11 protein-coding genes, 1 tRNA gene and 2 rRNA genes (1 of these 14 running past the window's edge) are annotated in these 16,081 nt (G+C 64.3%); 9 read left to right on the top strand and 5 right to left on the bottom strand.

The window, feature by feature from the left end; genetic code table 11:
* The 3 genes from CMC5_RS29770 to CMC5_RS29760 all read left to right on the top strand — a co-directional run.
* Positions 1-381, top strand: a 23S ribosomal RNA gene (locus tag CMC5_RS29770); it begins 2,631 nt to the left of the window's first position.
* 154 nt (positions 382-535) lie between these two features.
* Positions 536-652 (top strand): 5S ribosomal RNA (rrf, locus tag CMC5_RS29765).
* Positions 653-778: 126 nt separating this feature from the next.
* Positions 779-3,097 carry a biosynthetic peptidoglycan transglycosylase gene (locus tag CMC5_RS29760; RefSeq protein ID WP_050433570.1) on the top strand — a complete coding sequence of 773 codons (2,319 nt, stop codon included), beginning with the start codon at positions 779-781 and terminating at the stop codon, positions 3,095-3,097.
* Between the two features lie 225 nt (positions 3,098-3,322).
* Here the strand turns inward: CMC5_RS29760 and tadA are convergent, their stop codons facing one another.
* The 3 genes from tadA to CMC5_RS29745 form a co-directional block, all read right to left on the bottom strand.
* Positions 3,323-3,829: a tRNA adenosine(34) deaminase TadA gene (gene tadA / locus CMC5_RS29755; protein ID WP_281180741.1), complete on the bottom strand. Its 507-nt coding sequence runs from the start codon at positions 3,827-3,829 to the stop codon at positions 3,323-3,325.
* Positions 3,830-3,901: 72 nt separating this feature from the next.
* A tRNA-Arg gene (locus tag CMC5_RS29750) sits at positions 3,902-3,975 on the bottom strand.
* A 751-nt stretch (positions 3,976-4,726) separates the two neighbouring features.
* Positions 4,727-5,275, bottom strand: a complete 549-nt coding sequence (locus CMC5_RS29745) for a hypothetical protein (RefSeq protein WP_156338949.1) — start codon at positions 5,273-5,275, stop codon at positions 4,727-4,729.
* Positions 5,276-5,300: 25 nt separating this feature from the next.
* Between CMC5_RS29745 and CMC5_RS29740 the strand changes: the two genes are divergently transcribed.
* From CMC5_RS29740 to CMC5_RS29725, 4 genes are all read left to right on the top strand, one after another.
* Complete coding sequence (locus CMC5_RS29740) at positions 5,301-6,152, top strand: TlpA disulfide reductase family protein (protein ID WP_050433568.1); 852 nt, start codon at positions 5,301-5,303, stop codon at positions 6,150-6,152.
* Positions 6,153-6,173: 21 nt separating this feature from the next.
* Positions 6,174-7,571, top strand: coding sequence for a VWA domain-containing protein (locus CMC5_RS29735; RefSeq protein WP_050433567.1), 1,398 nt, complete (start codon positions 6,174-6,176; stop codon positions 7,569-7,571).
* Between the two features lie 18 nt (positions 7,572-7,589).
* Positions 7,590-9,122, top strand: a complete 1,533-nt coding sequence (locus CMC5_RS29730; protein ID WP_050433566.1) for an acyl-CoA carboxylase subunit beta — start codon at positions 7,590-7,592, stop codon at positions 9,120-9,122.
* 226 nt (positions 9,123-9,348) lie between these two features.
* Positions 9,349-11,751, top strand: coding sequence for a S8 family serine peptidase (locus CMC5_RS29725; protein ID WP_245677822.1), 2,403 nt, complete (start codon positions 9,349-9,351; stop codon positions 11,749-11,751).
* A gap of 31 nt (positions 11,752-11,782) precedes the next feature.
* On the opposite strand, the gene CMC5_RS29720 is transcribed toward CMC5_RS29725, so the two are convergent.
* Entirely contained in the window at positions 11,783-12,769 is a 987-nt protein-coding gene (locus CMC5_RS29720; protein ID WP_050433565.1) for a serine/threonine-protein kinase, read from the bottom strand.
* A gap of 194 nt (positions 12,770-12,963) precedes the next feature.
* On the opposite strand from CMC5_RS29720, the gene CMC5_RS29715 reads away from it, so the two are divergent.
* Both CMC5_RS29715 and CMC5_RS29710 read left to right on the top strand, forming a co-directional pair.
* Positions 12,964-13,584, top strand: coding sequence for a superoxide dismutase family protein (locus tag CMC5_RS29715; RefSeq protein ID WP_156338948.1), 621 nt, complete (start codon positions 12,964-12,966; stop codon positions 13,582-13,584).
* Between the two features lie 84 nt (positions 13,585-13,668).
* Positions 13,669-14,049, top strand: coding sequence for a CBS domain-containing protein (locus CMC5_RS29710; protein WP_050433563.1), 381 nt, complete (start codon positions 13,669-13,671; stop codon positions 14,047-14,049).
* A 4-nt stretch (positions 14,050-14,053) separates the two neighbouring features.
* On the opposite strand, the gene CMC5_RS29705 is transcribed toward CMC5_RS29710, so the two are convergent.
* Positions 14,054-15,997 (bottom strand): aldehyde ferredoxin oxidoreductase family protein, encoded by a 1,944-nt coding sequence (locus CMC5_RS29705; protein WP_063796372.1) that lies wholly within the window; start codon positions 15,995-15,997, stop codon positions 14,054-14,056.
* Positions 15,998-16,081: the final 84 nt, after the last annotated feature.

The raw sequence follows: 16,081 nt of genomic DNA, 5'->3' as shown, positions 1-16,081 counted from the left end.
TGGGGCTGGAGCAGGTCCCAAGGGTTCGGCTGTTCGCCGATTAAAGCGGTACGCGAGCTGGGTTTAAAACGTCGTGAGACAGTTTGGTCCCTATCTGCCGTGGGCGTAGGACACTTGAGAGGAGCTGCCCATAGTACGAGAGGACCTGGGTGGACGCACCTCTGGTGTGCCGGTTGTCCTGCCAAGGGCATAGCCGGGTAGCCATGTGCGGAACGGATAACCGCTGAAAGCATCTAAGCGGGAAGCCGGCCTCAAGACAAGGTGTCCCGAGCCTTCGGGCTCCTAAAGACCCCTCGAAGACGACGAGGTTGATAGGCCGGGTGTGGAAGCCAAGTAACTGGCGGAGCTAACCGGTACTAATCGGTCGTGCGGCTTGGCCGTGCTTCTAAGGCAATCATTGAGCATCGTGCCCGGAGTTCGGGTGGCGAAGAACGCTAGCGAGCGCGAGAACGCAGCAGCTGGACGCACTGGAGAAAGTGGTTAGGCCACGTCGACGCGAGTCGGTCTCCAGGTGCGATGGACGCACCCACAATTTCTCGGTGGTGAAATCGAAGAGGCCACACCCGATCCCATCCCGAACTCGGAAGTTAAGCTCTTCGGAGCCGATGGTACTGCTAGGGCGACTTAGTGGGAGAGTAGGACGCCGCCGGGGTTTCTTTTGCCTGCATCAAGTCTTCTTGATGCAGGCTTTTTTTTTGGTCTAGACTCGTCATGTGAGTCGTATTCCTACTCACGCGCACTACGCGTGCGAAATCGCGCATCGACGCTTCGGGACGGCGTGAGGACTCGCTTCAAGGTCGCGGCGCTCATCGGCATCGGGCTCATCTTGGCCCTCGCTATCGGTGTCGAACCCTATGTTCGTTATCGGGCTAGAACTGCGGCGACTGCGTACCATTCGCAGGCAGAGATTCGCGCCGTCCGGCTGACGTGGCGTGGATTCCGTCTGCTCGACACGACGCTCAGGCTCGAAGACGTGCCGAGCGCGACGGTCCATCTCCCGGAGATAGAGGTCGCTCTGCGAACCTCCGGCCCCCACGTGACACTCCGGGGCGGCACCGTGTCCGTCGTCGGGGCGCGGGAAACGGTTCTCCGTGAGCTTCAGGCGTGGCGAGCTCGCTCCAGGGGCAGCTCCAGGGCAGGGGGAGGCGGCCGTCGGCTCTCCTCCGAAGTGACCGGGGTGAATCTGGACTGGAAAGACCAGGCAGAGGCGCCTCGAGAGTCCCTGTGGGCGACTGGAGTCCAGTTTTCCGAGGATGAGGCGCAGGTCACCCTTACCGCAGACGAAGCTCGCCTTGGCGTACGCGGGTCGAGCCTCGCCGTTCGCAATGGGCGCATCGTTCTACTCCGGGGTACTCAGCCTCCCCGGATTGCCGCAATCGAAACCACGGGGGTCGAAGCCGATATTGCCGTCTCGACAGAGGGCAATACACCAGTCGATGGCAAAGAGGAGCGCTCTCGAGCCTCTGACGATGTGGGAATCGCGTTGCGTTCTGCGCTGGTGGCCATTGCGGGGTCCGTGGATGGGCTGCTCGCCGGTGACGCAGTCATCAATATGGGGGGAGTCCGTGGCCAGCTTCATATGAATGCTGGGCAACTCGGTCTGGGGCCCGGAAGACTCACGATCCAGCGCACCAATGAAGCATTGGTCGCTGAGTTGGCCCCGGAGAAGTCAGAGATCGCTGAAGGGCGGCCGGATGACGGCGGCGCTGGTGCTGCGATCCAGCCACTGCTCTTCCGGCTTCGTATTCCCATCCGCACCGGCGCCGGCATTTCGCAAGAGATCTCGGCCGAACTCGATGGTGGCCCGATCAAGCTATCGGTTCTTGGTGTACGAGAAGGCGACCTTGGCCTCTTCGATGTAGCCAAAACCACACTGACCACGCGCGCTCGCCTGGTTCTCTCCGAGGACGGTCGCTCCTTGCAGCTCGGCGGGAGCGGAACGCTGAAGAACCTCTCCGTCCGGAATTCAGGGCTTTCGGCAGTGCCCATTGAGGGAATGAACGTCGCTTGGCGCGCGGACGCGAGCGCTCTCCTCGATGGCTCCCACGTGGAGGTCAAGGAGGGAGAGTTTGCTCTCGATGACCTTCGGCTTCTGGCGAAGGGCGAATACCACAGGACTGGTAAGCACTTTCAGATGAAGGGGGACGCGGAGGTCCCATTGACCTCCTGCCAGGCGATGCTCGACTCGCTTCCCGAGGGTATCGTCGAAAAGGTAAAGCCCATGAGGCTGGGCGGGACCCTGGGGATCAAGGGGCAGTTGCGCTTCGACACTTCCCGGCTGGAGCGTGACTTCCATATCGACTGGAGAGTCTCGAATACATGCAAACTAATCGAGGTCCCTCGAGAACTCTCGGTGGAGCGCTTTCGGGCCCCGTTCAAGCATAAGGTTACGGACCCTAACGGGCGAGCTACCTCTCTGAACATCGGGCCTGGGACCTCGCAATGGGTCTCCTACGGCTCGATCTCTCGATTCATGGAGGTCGCGGTGATGACGACGGAGGATAGCGGGTTCCGTCGTCACGGTGGATTCGATCAGGAAGCGATCAAGAACTCCATTCGAGAGAACCTCAAGCAGCGGCGATTCGTACGCGGAGCCAGTACGATCAGCATGCAGCTCGCGAAGAACCTGTACCTCGAGCGATCCAAGACGCTCTCGAGGAAGCTTCAGGAGGCTGTGCTCACCAGCTATCTGGAGCAGGAGCTGACCAAGGACCAGATCATGGAACTCTACCTCAATGTGGCAGAGTTCGGTCCGATGGTTTACGGAATCGGTTCGGCCGCACAGCACTATTTCAATACTTCGGCCGCGCACCTCTCGTTGAGCCAGTGTCTGTACCTGGCATCGATCCTTCCGAACCCCCGTATCCAGCATTTCGCAGCGGGTGGCGCCGTGTCTCAGGGGTGGACTCGTTACCTCCGCAAGCTGATGGAAACCGCCGCCAAGCGGAAGTGGATCACGGAGGAAGAGCTCGAGGAGGGCTTGACGGAAACGGCGGTGAGAGGGCACCCGATGCCCTTGCGGGGTCCTGCGTCTCGACCTTCCCACGGCGACTTTGCAGGTGCTGATGAGCCTGACGTCGCGCCTGATGGGGAATAGCCGCTTTCCGCGGGTGTGCTCTTTTCAGAGAGAGCCAGATGAGCCGCCGCTGAAGTCCAGGAAGGGCGCTATGATGATGGGCTTCGGCAGGGGAGCGTTCGTTGACGCTCTGCGAGCCCAAGCGGTTCGTAACGGACGGGACAGACGGATGGGAGAGGGCTAGAGGAGGGGCTGGCTTCGCGGTCCTTCGCATCGCCGCTGATGGTCCCTACCGCTTCGTAGCGGTCATGACCCTTGGACGTCGTGGGGTGAGCCAGCAGAGCGATTCCTGTGTCGCAATTGAGCGAAGAAATCTCTCAGGAGCGCCTGACACTCATCCGCAAGCACTCCGCCTGTCGTGGTGAAGCGGTGGTTGAGCCGGAGGTCCCGTCCGATGGCGAACAGGGTGTCCACCGCTCCAGCCTTGGGGTCGGTGCAGCCATAGACGAGCCGAGCGATCCTCGCGTTGACCAATGCTCCTGCGCACATCGGACAAGGCTCGAGGGTCACGTAGAGCGTTGCCCCCGCCAGCCTCCAATGCCCCAAGGCTCGCGTGGCCGCGCGTAGCGCTTCGAGTTCGGCATGAGCCGTCGGATCCTGGTCGACTTCGCGTCGATTTCGACCAGTGCCGAGTTGCTTCCCCGAAGCATCGACGAGAACGGCGCCAACCGGAACGTCCCCACTCTGCGCTGCTGACTTCGCCTCGTTAATGGCTACCAGCATCCACGACTGGTCTACCAAGGCGTTGTTCACAGCTACCGTGAGCGTCGTATTCCGTCGTGACGCCCGTCGTACGGTCGTCTTACTCGAATATCGATGGCTTTGCGCGTCCAGGAAGATTCGAACTTCCGACCCCCGGCTTCGTAGGCCGATGCTCTATCCAGCTGAGCTATGGACGCTTTTGAATTTTCAAACCAATGACAATGGCCGTCGGCCATCTGCTGCTTCACGTTCGGTGCTGCGAAGTGCAGGACGGGCGTTTAGGTGACTTGGGGCCAGATGTCAACCGAAAAATCTCGGAAGGACATCGATGTCGTAAATTCCGCCTGCAGAAGTGACAAAATGCTGCGCGCGGCAGTCCGTGGAACGGAGCCGCCGCGCGCTCAAGTCGGAAGACGTCGTGGGATACAAACGAACTGGCTCGTCTGTTGTTCGAGAGGAACCCCCGTGCCGCCCGGGGAACTCCAAAATCTCGAGCCGCTCACCCAAGGGCAGTAAGCAATGCCAAGAAGGCGTCTACTTAAGGAAGTCTCGAAGAGAAGTTAAGGGGAGCACATTGGAACGTCGCTGCGTTCGAAGGGCTCACGAAGCTTTAAGTGACGGAAGCGAAGGAACCGTAAGGTTGAAGGGGAAGCAAAGCAGGCGAGTCGTTGTTACTTTTTGGAGGAAGCGTGCCGAACGTCACTGCAGCCCACAGTGAAGTCTCGTTAAGTAGTGGTCATCGACTGGAGCATGATGCGTGCCAAGGTCGATTCTCTCGGTTCCGTTGCCCATCCTTCTTCGCACACCCCTGCTGGCCAGCCTTCGCATCCGCACGGTGGCCGCCCTGCTTTCCGCGGTCCTTGGGCCGTGGCTGTGCGTAGCGCTCAGGCGTCGGTGTCACGTCTCGGGTAGGGGTCCGCAATATTTGCAGGTCCCGGACGGACGTGTTTACTGCCACACACCGAAGACGCCATCGTGAGGGGCCTCTGCGTGGCACCGTCGACAGGCGAGCAGCTTGCCTCGTGCGGCGACCTCGCCCGTCGATGAGAGGATGAAGTACTCCCAGTCGCCGAACCCGGGATCGTACCCAGGAGCACGCTTCTCCATGGCCAGGAACGTGGTGGGGTCCTGGGCTGCGGCGTCGTAGTGGGCTTCCACCAAGATGCTGCCAGGCGGCAGACGCAGCGCTGGGCCCAGCCTCGGGTAGCCTTCCGCCTTGGCATTGACGCTGATGACCCCTTCGAGATTCCCTGCGAAGTGCTGAGACCGTCTACGGGGCGAAACGGCGCTGAAGGAGAGCGCCTCTCTGGCGTGTTCCCAGGCCTCAGTCGAAGACTCGGAGGCGATGAACGCCTGCGGTATGACGCCATCGGGGGCTGTCGTCGGATCGGAGGCGCTGAGCCACTCCCCCTCCGACCGCTGGAGAGGGGACGGGCTGGATGCGGAACAGGCGAGCAGCAAAACCAGAGAGCTTGCGAGGGCAGCTCGGGACGACATCGGCGCGTGATGCTAGCGTACGACGATGAAGTTGCGTGCTTCCAGGTGCTCGCGGTACGCCGGCCTCATCGCTGCCTGCCTCTCGGTCGCCTGCGCGGTCGTGGCGAGCGGGGACACCGACGCCTGGGCCCAGCCTTCGACGCGACGTGCGTGGCTCGGCGTGGAGCTCGCGCAGGGGTCGGATGGCGGCGTCATCGCCAAACACGTCGTACCAAACTCCCCGGCTGGTAAAGCGGGGCTGGCGGACGGAGATACCATCGTCGCGGCCGATGGTATCTCCCTCGGAGAGCCCAGGCAGCTGGTTGCGAGAGTGGCACTGCTCGGGCCTGGGAACAGCATCCAGCTCAAGCTGCGGCGCGGGACGACTGACAAGCACGTCAAAGCAACGTTGATTCAGTTCCCTGGTGAAGAGCAGCTCCTGCGACTCGACAAGATCGGCACATTCGCTCCTTCATGGAAGCAACCGATGGAAGCGGTCGCAGGGACAGTCCCAGCAACCATCTCGGGGCTTCGAGGAAAGGTGGTGCTGCTCGACTTCTGGGCGACCTGGTGCCAGCCGTGCCGCATGATGTCACCGCAGCTTTCCAAGTGGCAGTCCACCTATGAACAGCAAGGCTTGGCGGTTCTGGGCGTCACCACGGATGACGTGGAGACCGCAACGCGGACCGCACAGGCCCTCTCGATGAAGTATGCAGTCGCCTCGGATCCACAGGCCTCCACCATGACCAGCTATGGGGTTCGAGCCCTCCCGGCGATGTTCATCATCGACAAGAAGGGCGTCATTCGCGAGGTCTTGGTCGGCTACGACCCCATGCGGCACGCGGAGATCGACAAGCTATTGCAATCACTTCTTGCTGAGCCTGCCCCGACTCCCTGAGAGCCGCCCGCGCTTTCCCTCATGCTCCTGCTCGTCGAACAGCTGCTGTGGTTTCTACGTCGGGAAGGCTTTACCATTTCCACCGTCCAGGCCATCGATGCCGCTCGTGCATGCGACCTGGTTGGCGTGGCAGACCGTGACACACTCCGTGATGCAATCGCTTCAGTCGTCGTCGAACGAGCAGGAGATCTCGCACGCTACACTGCGAGTTTTGAGAGGTTTTTCACGCTGGGACACGGTCACGTGGGCGATCTGTGGTCACGATTGCGTGATCTGGGATTCTCGGCGACGGAGGTGGGGGCTGTTCGAGACCTGGTGCAAGCCGTCGCCACAAAGCGGGAGGGCAGTGGTGAAAGCGCCTTTCGCGCGGCGGTCGCAACGGAAAACGAACTCGATCAGCTGCTTCTCACGGCCGGTGCCATACGAGCGCTCTCCCCTCTGACCAGCTCTCGGCAGACAGGCTTTTTCACGCAGCGCCTCCTTGAACAGCTGGGAGTTTCGCGAGCTGCCAGCGCCCTCACCCGAATTCGCCAGGCCCTCCACGACGCGCTCGGACGAGAGCGTGGTGATGCGCTCGCGGATGCTCTTACTGCCGAAATGGAGCGTGTTCGCCGTCGCGTCCGGGCGCATGTCGAAGCCACGGCGAAGCGAATCGAAGCTGAAGCAGGAGGGCAGGGGGGCCCGATGGATGTTCCATTTGCCGCGCTCTCCGAAGCTCAGCTCGAGGAGGTCCGGCGTGGCGTGCGTCGCCTCACGGAGCGATTGAGAGGCGCGGCACAAGTACGGCGAAGGAAAGCCGCACGGGGTCATATCGACCCTCATCTCACACTGAGACGCAGCCTGCGTACCGGCGGCATTCCACTGGTGCCTGGACGACGAGTGCGTCGTCGTGCGCGCCCTCGCCTTTGGGTTCTCTGCGACATCTCCGAGTCGGTACGGGTAGCATCACGCTTTTTTCTCGAGTTTCTGGTGGCTACCCAGGAACTCTTCGAAAGGACCCGCTCGTTCGTTTTCGTCAGCGAGATCGGTGAGGTCACGGGGCTTCTCGATGAGCTCGGTCCGGAGCGTGCCCTTGCGCGCATCGAAGCTGGAGCTGCAGTCAATCGCACGCACAATTCCAACTATGGGCGTGCCTTGAAGGATTTCGAGAACCGCTTCGGCCGCGACATGGACCGTCGCACAACCCTGGTCATCCTCGGTGACGGTCGCACCAACTACCTACCGGACGAAGCTGCCGTCGTCCGGCGACTCCGCGAACGGGCGCGTTCGGTCCTCTGGCTGTGCCCCGAGGGGCCCTCGGCGTGGACTGGAGACAGCGCCATGCCCCGCTACGCAGCGGCCGTCTCGAAGGTGCTCGTCGCGCGAACAGGACGAGAACTCGAGGTCGCGGCACGGGAGGTGGCCGCCCGACGCGCTTAAGAGTATGGGAACCTCGTCATGAGCCTCGACCAGAAGCTGAAGGACACCCTTGCGAGGGTGGAAAAAGGGGGGGGCCCCAAGTACCACGACAAGAATCGCGAGCAGGGCAAGCTCTTTGCCCGCGAGCGGGTCAACCTTCTCCTCGACGAAGGCAGCTTCATTGAAGACGCTGCTCTCGCCAACGCTCTCGAGCCCGAACTGCCCGCCGACGGTGTGATCACGGGAACCGGCACCATCCAGGGCCGTACCGTGGCCATCATGGCGAACGACTCCACGGTAAAGGCAGGTTCGTGGGGGCGTCGTACCGTCGAGAAGATCCTTCGTATCCAGGAGATCGCCAAGCGGCTCCGCTGCCCTCTCTTCTACCTCGTCGACTCTGCTGGCGCGCGCATCACCGATCAGATCGAGATGTTTCCCGGCCGTCGAGGCGCGGGCCGGATCTTCTACAACCAGGTCGAACTCTCCGGCATGGTCCCACAGATCTGCCTCCTCTTCGGACCCTCGGCAGCCGGAGGCGCCTACATCCCGGCGTTCTGTGACATCGTGGTCATGGTCGACGGCAATGCCAGCATGTACCTCGGCTCTCCGCGCATGGCGGAGATGGTCATCGGCGAGAAGGTGTCCCTCGAAGATCTCGGGGGAGCGCGGATGCACTGTTCCGTGTCTGGCTGTGGTGACGTCCTCGTGAAGACCGAGGCTGATGCCCTCGCGTTTGCCAAGCGCTACATCGCCCTGATGCCCAGCCACTGCGACGTGGCACCTCCGGCAGCCGAGCCGCGTCCTCCTCGCGCCGCGTCGAAGACCCTCGAAGAGATCATCCCTGTCGACGAGAACAAACCCTTCGACATGATGGCCGTCATCGACGCCATGATCGACGAGGGCAGCTTCGTCGAGATCAAAAAGCTCTTTGCGAAGGAGGTCATCACCGGCCTCGCCCGCATCGACGGTCGCGTCGTGGGGATCGTGGCCAATCAGCCCAAGTATAAGGGCGGCGTCCTTTTCGTCGACTCTGCGGACAAGGCGGCGCGCTTCATCTGGCTGTGCGACGCATACAACATTCCCCTCATCTACCTGGCGGACGTCCCCGGCTTCATGATCGGCACCGTCGTCGAGCGCCAAGGAATCATCCGAGCTGGCGCGAAGATGATCGCGGCAGTCAGTGAGGCGACCGTCCCCAAGCTCTCGATCATCGTCCGCAAGGCTTATGGTGCAGGCCTTTACGCCATGTGTGGCCCAGCCTTCTCTCCGGACGAGTGCATCGCGCTCCCCTCTGCGTCCATCGCCGTCATGGGGCCGAATGCTGCCGTCAACGCGGTCTATTACAACAAGATCCAGGCTGTTCCTGAAGGCCCTGAGCGTGATGCCTTGGTCCAGCGGCTGAGAGACGAGTACCGAAACGACATCGATCTCACCAAGCTGGCGAGTGAGCTGGTGATCGACTCCGTCATTGCCTCCTCCGAGCTTCGCCGCGAGGTGGCTCAGCGCCTTGCTCGCCATGCCGACAAGGTGGCCGACCGGCCGCGCAAAAAGCATCTCGTCCCCCCTGTCTGAGCACGGCACCCGACGGCGGACTCCCTCGCTCGTGTAGTCTCTGCGTGTGCGCCCCCGTCGTCTGGCGTTGATCCTCACCAGTCTCGCGGCCTTGCTGACCGCTCCCACCTCCGACGCGTGGGCCGATGCCCCGGCGGCGCCCCTCGCCCGCCATCTCGGGCGTCGAGGCCACCCACATCCTCTCGCGGATTCCAGCGGGCGCATCCCAATCCTCGTCCCGCTCCCCGTGGGCACCGACGCTCGCTCCCTGGGCCTGCTGCCTGTGGCGCCAGGGTTTGGCTCCATCCGTCTCGCTCCCTCGGACGTGGACCTGTTCACGGGGGGTAATGCCAAGCTCTCGCTCCTCGCCGGTCCCCCGCGACAGGCCCTCCTCGATGTATCCGGTGAACTCACCCGCGCCGCGTCCTACCGCGCGAACACGCAGTCGACAGGCGAGGGCGTCGTTGTTGGCGTCATCGATACAGGCTTCGATCTCGCACATCCGGATCTACGCGACGCAACCGGGAAGACGCGCATCGCATGGATGCTCCAGGCGGGAACCCCACGCGGACTCCATCCCGCGCTGGAGGACGAGTTCGGCTGCACCGACCCCAACCAGACACCGTGCGCCATACTCGCCGCCAGCGACATCGACGCCCTCATCGCCTCGGGGGAAGAGAGCCTCTCCGACAGACGCTCCGCACACGGGACCCACGTCCTCTCCATCGCTGCGGGCAATGGCGGCGTCATGGGCGAAGGGACCCCTCGCTATGTCGGCGTCGCCCCGGGCGCGACGCTCGTGGTGGTCGCCCCATCGCTTCCGGGCGCCGGCTTCCGCGACGCTGACCTCCTCAATGCCACCCGCTTCGTCTTCGATCGAGCCGAAGCCCTCGGCATGCCGGCGGTCGTCAACCTCAGCGTAGGGGGCGATTTTGGCCCACACGACGGCTCCAGCCCACTCGAACAGGGGCTTGCCGGGATGGTCGGCGAGGACAAACCTGGCCGGGTCATCGTCGTCGCGGCTGGCAACAGTGGCACCCTTTACGCTCTCGGCGAAGATGGCCCCTTCGGCATCCACACCGAAGCGCGCGTGTCTCCGAGTTCCACCGTCCGTGTTCCCATCCGTTCTTCCAGGTCGAAGCAAGGCCAAGGCTTCGTCTGGATCACCTTCCGCCCTGACGACGAAGTCTCCGTCGGCCTGGAGGGGCCTGACGGCAGCACCTGGGTCGGGCTCACCGACCCAGGGGAAGACGCAGGCTACGGTGGCGGAGATGAGAAGATCTCGGCCGCCGTCATCAATCGCATCGCAAACGGCAAGTCTCCCATCACCGAGGCTACCAACAGCGCTGTCGTTGCCTGGGACGGGACCTGGGAGGCCGGGGAGCTCAACATCGTTCTCGAAGGCAAAGGCGACGCTCAGCTCTGGATGGCTGGCCTCGGTGACGTCTCCACCAGCTCGGGTCTAGGCCTGCTGTTCGTAAGAGCCCTCAAGCAGGGAACCATCACCGTCCCCGCGAGCCATCCTGGGCTGCTCGCTGTTGGGTGCACCATCAACCGAGTCGAGTGGACGCCATTCGACAGCACCCAGCCCCTCACGATTTCCGAGCTGGGTGGTGCTGTGGTTCGGCCCGACGGTGCCTGCTTCTTCAGCTCTGCAGGCCCCACCCCCTTCGGCGCTCCCAAGCCCGAGCTCAGCGCACCAGGAGGTTTCGTCGTGGGGGCCATGGCCGCCAGTTCGGACCCACGGGAGGACCGCGGCGGCCTGTTCGACCCGCAAGGCTGCCCCGATTCTACACCGTGCTTCGTCGTCGACGACCACCATGCGATCACCAGCGGCACCTCGATGTCGGCACCCCAGGTTGCTGGAGCGGTTGCCCTTCTGCTCGAGCGCGACAAGAAGCGTGACTGCACCCCTTCCGAGGCCGGGGCATGCAACCCCACCCTGACGCAGAGGCGCGTCACGGAGATCCTCCAGGCAGGCGCCCGCTACCCTGGAGGCGTCGTCCCCCGCGAAACACCGCGCGATCCCGAAGGTCTCGTCCCTCACGAGACCCAGCTCGGTCCTGGCACCCTCGACGTCGAAGGCGCGATGCAGGTCCTCGAGGTGTACCTGGAAAGGCTGTCCCGTGAGACCAACGAGTCCGACAGCCCTTCAGGAAACGAAGAACCCATCCCCCCTGCGGTCGATCGTAGCTGGTACGTTCTATCGAGCAGTTACGCACGCCCTGATCCCACCTGGCCGGTGTGGGGCCATGTCGAACTGCGTCGTGCTGACGGGACGGTCGCCACGACCGTCGACGAATCCAAGCTTCGCGTTCAGGTGATCAACGGCCTCCTCGTCGACCCACTCACCGCCGTCAGCCATGGGATGTGGCGCTTCGCCGTGGCCGCTCCGAAGGGAGTCTACGGCACGTCCATCTCCATCGACGTGCTGTACGACGACGTCTCCCTCGGCACACGCGAGCTCCCTGTGGGAATGGACCTCTGGACGTCCAGCGGCGACATCTCGGCCACGAGTGCGGGGTGCGCTTGTTCCGCTGGAGCACCTCCCTCATCGCCCCCTCCCTGGACCCTCGCTGCTCTCGGTGCCGCGCTCCTGGGCGGGCGCCGCCTCCGCCGTCGTCCCTCGGGGACGAAGTGCACTCGTTAGACCCCCTTCCCGCCTCTCGCGCCCTCCTGGGTCACCCCTCGCATCCTTGCGGGGTGACAAGTTCAGCCACCTCCGCGCGCCGACGCGCGATGCGCTCTCCAACCAGCGCTCCCACGTGTGCAGCCACTTCTGCATGAGCTGCGACAGCCAGCCCGTCCTCGCGGCACCCCTCCAGGATCAACCCCGCCAAGGTCGCTGCATCCGCACATCGCCCGGCGACGTCCACCCGCAGCGCCGCCTCGAGTGCCCTCGCCAGCCCTCGCGGCACATCCGGCCGCACGCTTTGAAGAGGCGGCGGTTCCCCTGGCTCCTCCCCCAGCGCCCCTCCACGCCCATCCCCCTCGTGGAGCCTCCGTCCAGCGACCAGCTCCCATCCGACGACCCCGGCGGCCCACACATCACACCGCCGGTCCACCGCGCGCCCCTGCGCCTGTTCCGGTGCCATGTACGCGCTTCTGCCGCGGATCGCTCCGGTCGCATGTGCGTTCGACCTGGCCACCCCGAAATCGATCACCCGCGTCCGGCCGTCCAGACCCACCAGCAGGTTCTGCGGGCAGACATCGCAGTGGACCACGTTGGCAGCGCGACCTTCTGGATCCTTCAGCTCATGCGCTGCATGCAACCCTGCGAGGGCATCCAGCAACATCCTCACCCCGATTCCTAGCGGCAGCGACTGCAGCGGCCCGGCGATGCCACCGAGCATCGCGAGCGTTTCTCCCTCGACATATTCCATCGCAAGGTAGAGCCCGTCCTCTGCCTTCCCCGCTTCGACCAGGGCGACTACATGGGGGTGTCGGATCTGCGCGGCGAGCCGAGCTTCCTCCTCCATCTCTCGCCGAAACTCCGAGATGTCTCGGAGAAACGCGTGAGGGATCTTCAGCGCGACCTCCAGCCCATCACAGCGGCGCCTGGCCAGGTACACCGTGCCCATCCCACCGCTCGCGATGGGGAGCAGAACCTCGAACCGAGCTTCCGCCAGCGTGAGCGAAGCCCCTCCGCTGGGCCTCGAAATGCGCATCGAGCCCGATGCTACCACCGACGTTTGCCCCCTTTGATGGCTCTCGGATCTTGCGTGAAGAATCGAGAACCCTCGTTCCTGCCGCGTTCCCCCGGTGAGGTGCCTCGCCCAAATTCAGGCACTGCCCGATATCTCTCCAACAGCTGGAGTGCGAACCGATGGTTCGACTGTTGAACAAACAAAGGAGCATGCTTGTGGCTGTGAAGACCTGCATCGCGCTGTTCGTCCTCGGGATTGCCTCGCTCGGCTGCAGCGAGCCCCGCCCGGTCGGTGCGGAGCAAACGACGCCATCCGATCTGGCCCCGCCGCCCGAGCCCCCGCCGCCTGCTGCGGAACCCGAACCTCCGCTCGCCGCCGAAGCTCCTGCGCCTCCGAAGCCCATCGAGGTCACCGTCAACCCTGCGAGCGGCTCCAAGGTCCAGGGAACTGGGCAGCTCGAAGAGGTCGCGGAGGGCGTCAAGCTCACCCTCAAGCTCACTGCGGTCCCCGCGGGGAAGCATGGCATCCACATTCATCAGACGGCCGACTGCAGCGATCCGGAGGCCAAGAGCGCGGGTGACCACTTCGCTCCAGATCACAACAAGCACGGCTTCCCCGACCAGGCGGAGCACCATCTGGGCGACATGGGTAACCTCACCGCCGAGAAGGACGGCAACGTGAACTTCGAGTTCGTCCTCAAAGGCGCCAACCTCAAGGAGGGAGACCCCAAGTCCCTCGTGGGGCGTGCAATCATCCTCCACGCCAAAGAGGACAAGGGCACCCAGCCTTCCGGCGATGCCGGGGGTCGTATCGCCTGCAGCGCGATCAAGCGCTGACTCACGCTCCTGGCATCGCTTGCGATCCTCGCCTCATCAGGATAGCGGAAGCGCATGCCTCCTGCTCGAACCATCGGCGCGTGCATGACCCGGAGTCCCATCACTGTCGAGCGCTCTGCCACGATGGCACACGCCTTCAAGATCATGGTGGAGCATGGCTTTCGCCATCTCCCCGTGGTGGACGGCGACCGACTGGTGGGCCTCGTCTCGGAACGCGAGCTTCGCGTCGTCGAGAACATGAAGGGCATCGACTCCGCCTTCGTCACCGTGGGTGATTTCATCCTGGAGCCGCCGTACGCCGTTGGCCCCGAGACGCCAGTTCATGACGTCGCGCTCACCATGAGCCAGCGCAAGGTGGGCTCGGCCATCGTGGTCGATGGCGACAAGGTGGTGGGCTTGTTCACGACCACCGACGCGCTGCGGGTCCTGGCCGAGCTGCTCGCGCCATCCTCGAATCCAACCTGAACTTTCATCTGTCCTCGGGCTCTCCCCGGGCGCCTCTCGCTGGATGCATGCCAGGCGCATCGAGGGTGTCGGCGTTGCGACCCGTCAGCAGCGCATCCAGCCCGAACTCCTCGATCGTCGCCCGGGGGAGGCTCCCGTCGGCGTTGAGCCCTCGCGCCTCATGGTAAGCCCTTTTCATCTCCTCGAACTGCTCCCGCGTCAGCCCAGCGCCACGTGCTGCTCCACCTGGCAGAAGCTCCTCGAAGAACCGGGCTGGCAACGTGTCCTCCTCGGGCCTCCAGCCCTCCCGCTCGTTGAACAGTCGCTTCAGCAGCACGATCCGCTTCGCCGCGGACTGTACCTCCGGCATGTCGACCGGCGCTCCAGTCACGGCCGTCAACATTTCCGCAGCCTCCTCATGGACATCGCGGAGTGCGCGTCGCAAGAACTTGCACAGGATCAACGAGTCCAGGACCGCCGCCCGGTCCTCGGTCTCGACGGCGAGGCGCGCCGCTTCCGGCGAACCCGCGAGCCGATCTACCCTCCCCGAGAAATCCACCTCGTAAGCGCCGCTCCGGTTGTGATCGGCGCCGCGTGACGACACCGCGAACCCCAGCGCCATCGTCTGGAGTGCCCTCGGCTCATAGCCAGGAATCTCCAGCCCCTTCACGTGGGCAGCGAAGCCAGGCGCAGGAGGGCCGAGTATCTCAGCGGCCCGACGAGAGCCTTCCGCCAGCAGAGCGCCGAGCCCTGCGCGTCGATGAGCGATGGCCTCCAGCAGCTCGAGCATCCTCGCCCCGTCTCCGAAGCGGAGCCCCTTCGCCTCCGCCTCCCACTGCGTCCCCGCGAACACCCCTCGCTCCGCGCACTCCATCGCGAACGCGATGGAACCGCCGGCAGAGATCGTGTCGAGCCCCAGCTCATCGCACAGGCGGGACGCGCGCAGCACCAGCTCCGGGCTCGAGACGCCACACAGCGGACCCAGCGCGAACACGTTCTCGTACTCGGCCTTCACGGGCGGCGCCCCTGGTGTGACCTCGAAGAAATGCTCACACCCGATGGTGCAACCCGAGCATGCGCTGCGTCCTCGCGCCCGCGTCTCGCGCAGGCTCTCCCCGGAGAGCGCCGTGGCCCCCTCGAACGTGCTCTCCTGGAAATTTCGTGTGGGCAGCGCAGCCAGCCGGTTGAACGTCGCGAGGTTCGCGACCGTCCCTAGCTCACGGTATTTCTCCGTCGCGGGGCCCAGCGATCGCCGCGCGAGGTCGCGAGCGAGTGTCACGGCGCGCTCGGCATGTGCCAAGGGCACCGCATGACACCCCCGCACCCCCACCGCTTTGATCTGCTTGGCAGCCAGCACTGCCCCGAGCCCTCCTCGCCCGGCGTGGCGACCGTTGTTGGCGAGGCTCGCGTACCGCACCCGATGCTCCGCGGCGATCCCTGCGATGGTCAGCTCGTACCCAGGAAACTGCGCCGCGAGGCGCGCCTCGAGCTCCCCCAGCCGAAGTGCCTGACCCCACAGTGCAGGGCAGGGGACCACCTCCAGCGCGTCTCCATCCGTCAGCACCACCGAAGGCTCGGCCGCGCGACCCCTCAGGACGAGCGCATCAAACCCCGTGCGCTTGCCGGCGATCGCGAACCCCGAGGACGACAGCGCGTCGTTCAGCCTCCCGGTGAGTGGCGACTTCGCCACGAACGCGACCTTGGCCGACGTCGTGAGCGGCGTCCCGACCAGCGGCCCGAACGCGACGACCAGGGCGGCCTCCTCTCCGAGCGGATCGAAGCCAGCTTTCGTCTCCTGGGTGAGGAGCCACGTCCCGAGGCCCACCCCACCGATGAGCTGCCGCGACACCCGAGGCTCGATCTCGACCACCTCGGTGCTCCTCCGGCTGAGGTCGATGCGAAGGTACCGACCGAACCACCCGCCGGTCGGCAGGTGCGGTGTGTGCGCTGCAGGGAGCGAGGGGGGCATCGTCGAGCGGCACCAGGCAGGAAGCCCTCACGAGGATATCACGGCGAAATGTGGCCCGGCGCCGTGTAGCTCGGGGCTCGCCGG

It is taken from the genome of Chondromyces crocatus, assembly GCF_001189295.1.
Lineage (GTDB): Bacteria > Myxococcota_A > Polyangia > Polyangiales > Polyangiaceae > Chondromyces > Chondromyces crocatus.
This window is presented reverse-complemented; position numbering and strand designations above follow the sequence as displayed.

What these genes read in the sequence shown, in the direction of transcription:
- CMC5_RS29745 (WP_156338949.1), bottom strand. Translation starts at nt 5,275, where the DNA reads ATGTCGTCCCGAGCTGCCCTCGCAAGCTCTCTGGTTTTGCTGCTCGCC.
- CMC5_RS29735 (WP_050433567.1), top strand. Translation starts at nt 6,174, where the DNA reads ATGCTCCTGCTCGTCGAACAGCTGCTGTGGTTTCTACGTCGGGAAGGC.
- CMC5_RS29740 (WP_050433568.1), top strand. Translation starts at nt 5,301, where the DNA reads ATGAAGTTGCGTGCTTCCAGGTGCTCGCGGTACGCCGGCCTCATCGCT.
- CMC5_RS29730 (WP_050433566.1), top strand. Translation starts at nt 7,590, where the DNA reads ATGAGCCTCGACCAGAAGCTGAAGGACACCCTTGCGAGGGTGGAAAAA.
- CMC5_RS29705 (WP_063796372.1), bottom strand. Translation starts at nt 15,997, where the DNA reads ATGCCCCCCTCGCTCCCTGCAGCGCACACACCGCACCTGCCGACCGGC.
- CMC5_RS29710 (WP_050433563.1), top strand. Translation starts at nt 13,669, where the DNA reads ATGACCCGGAGTCCCATCACTGTCGAGCGCTCTGCCACGATGGCACAC.
- CMC5_RS29720 (WP_050433565.1), bottom strand. Translation starts at nt 12,769, where the DNA reads ATGCGCATTTCGAGGCCCAGCGGAGGGGCTTCGCTCACGCTGGCGGAA.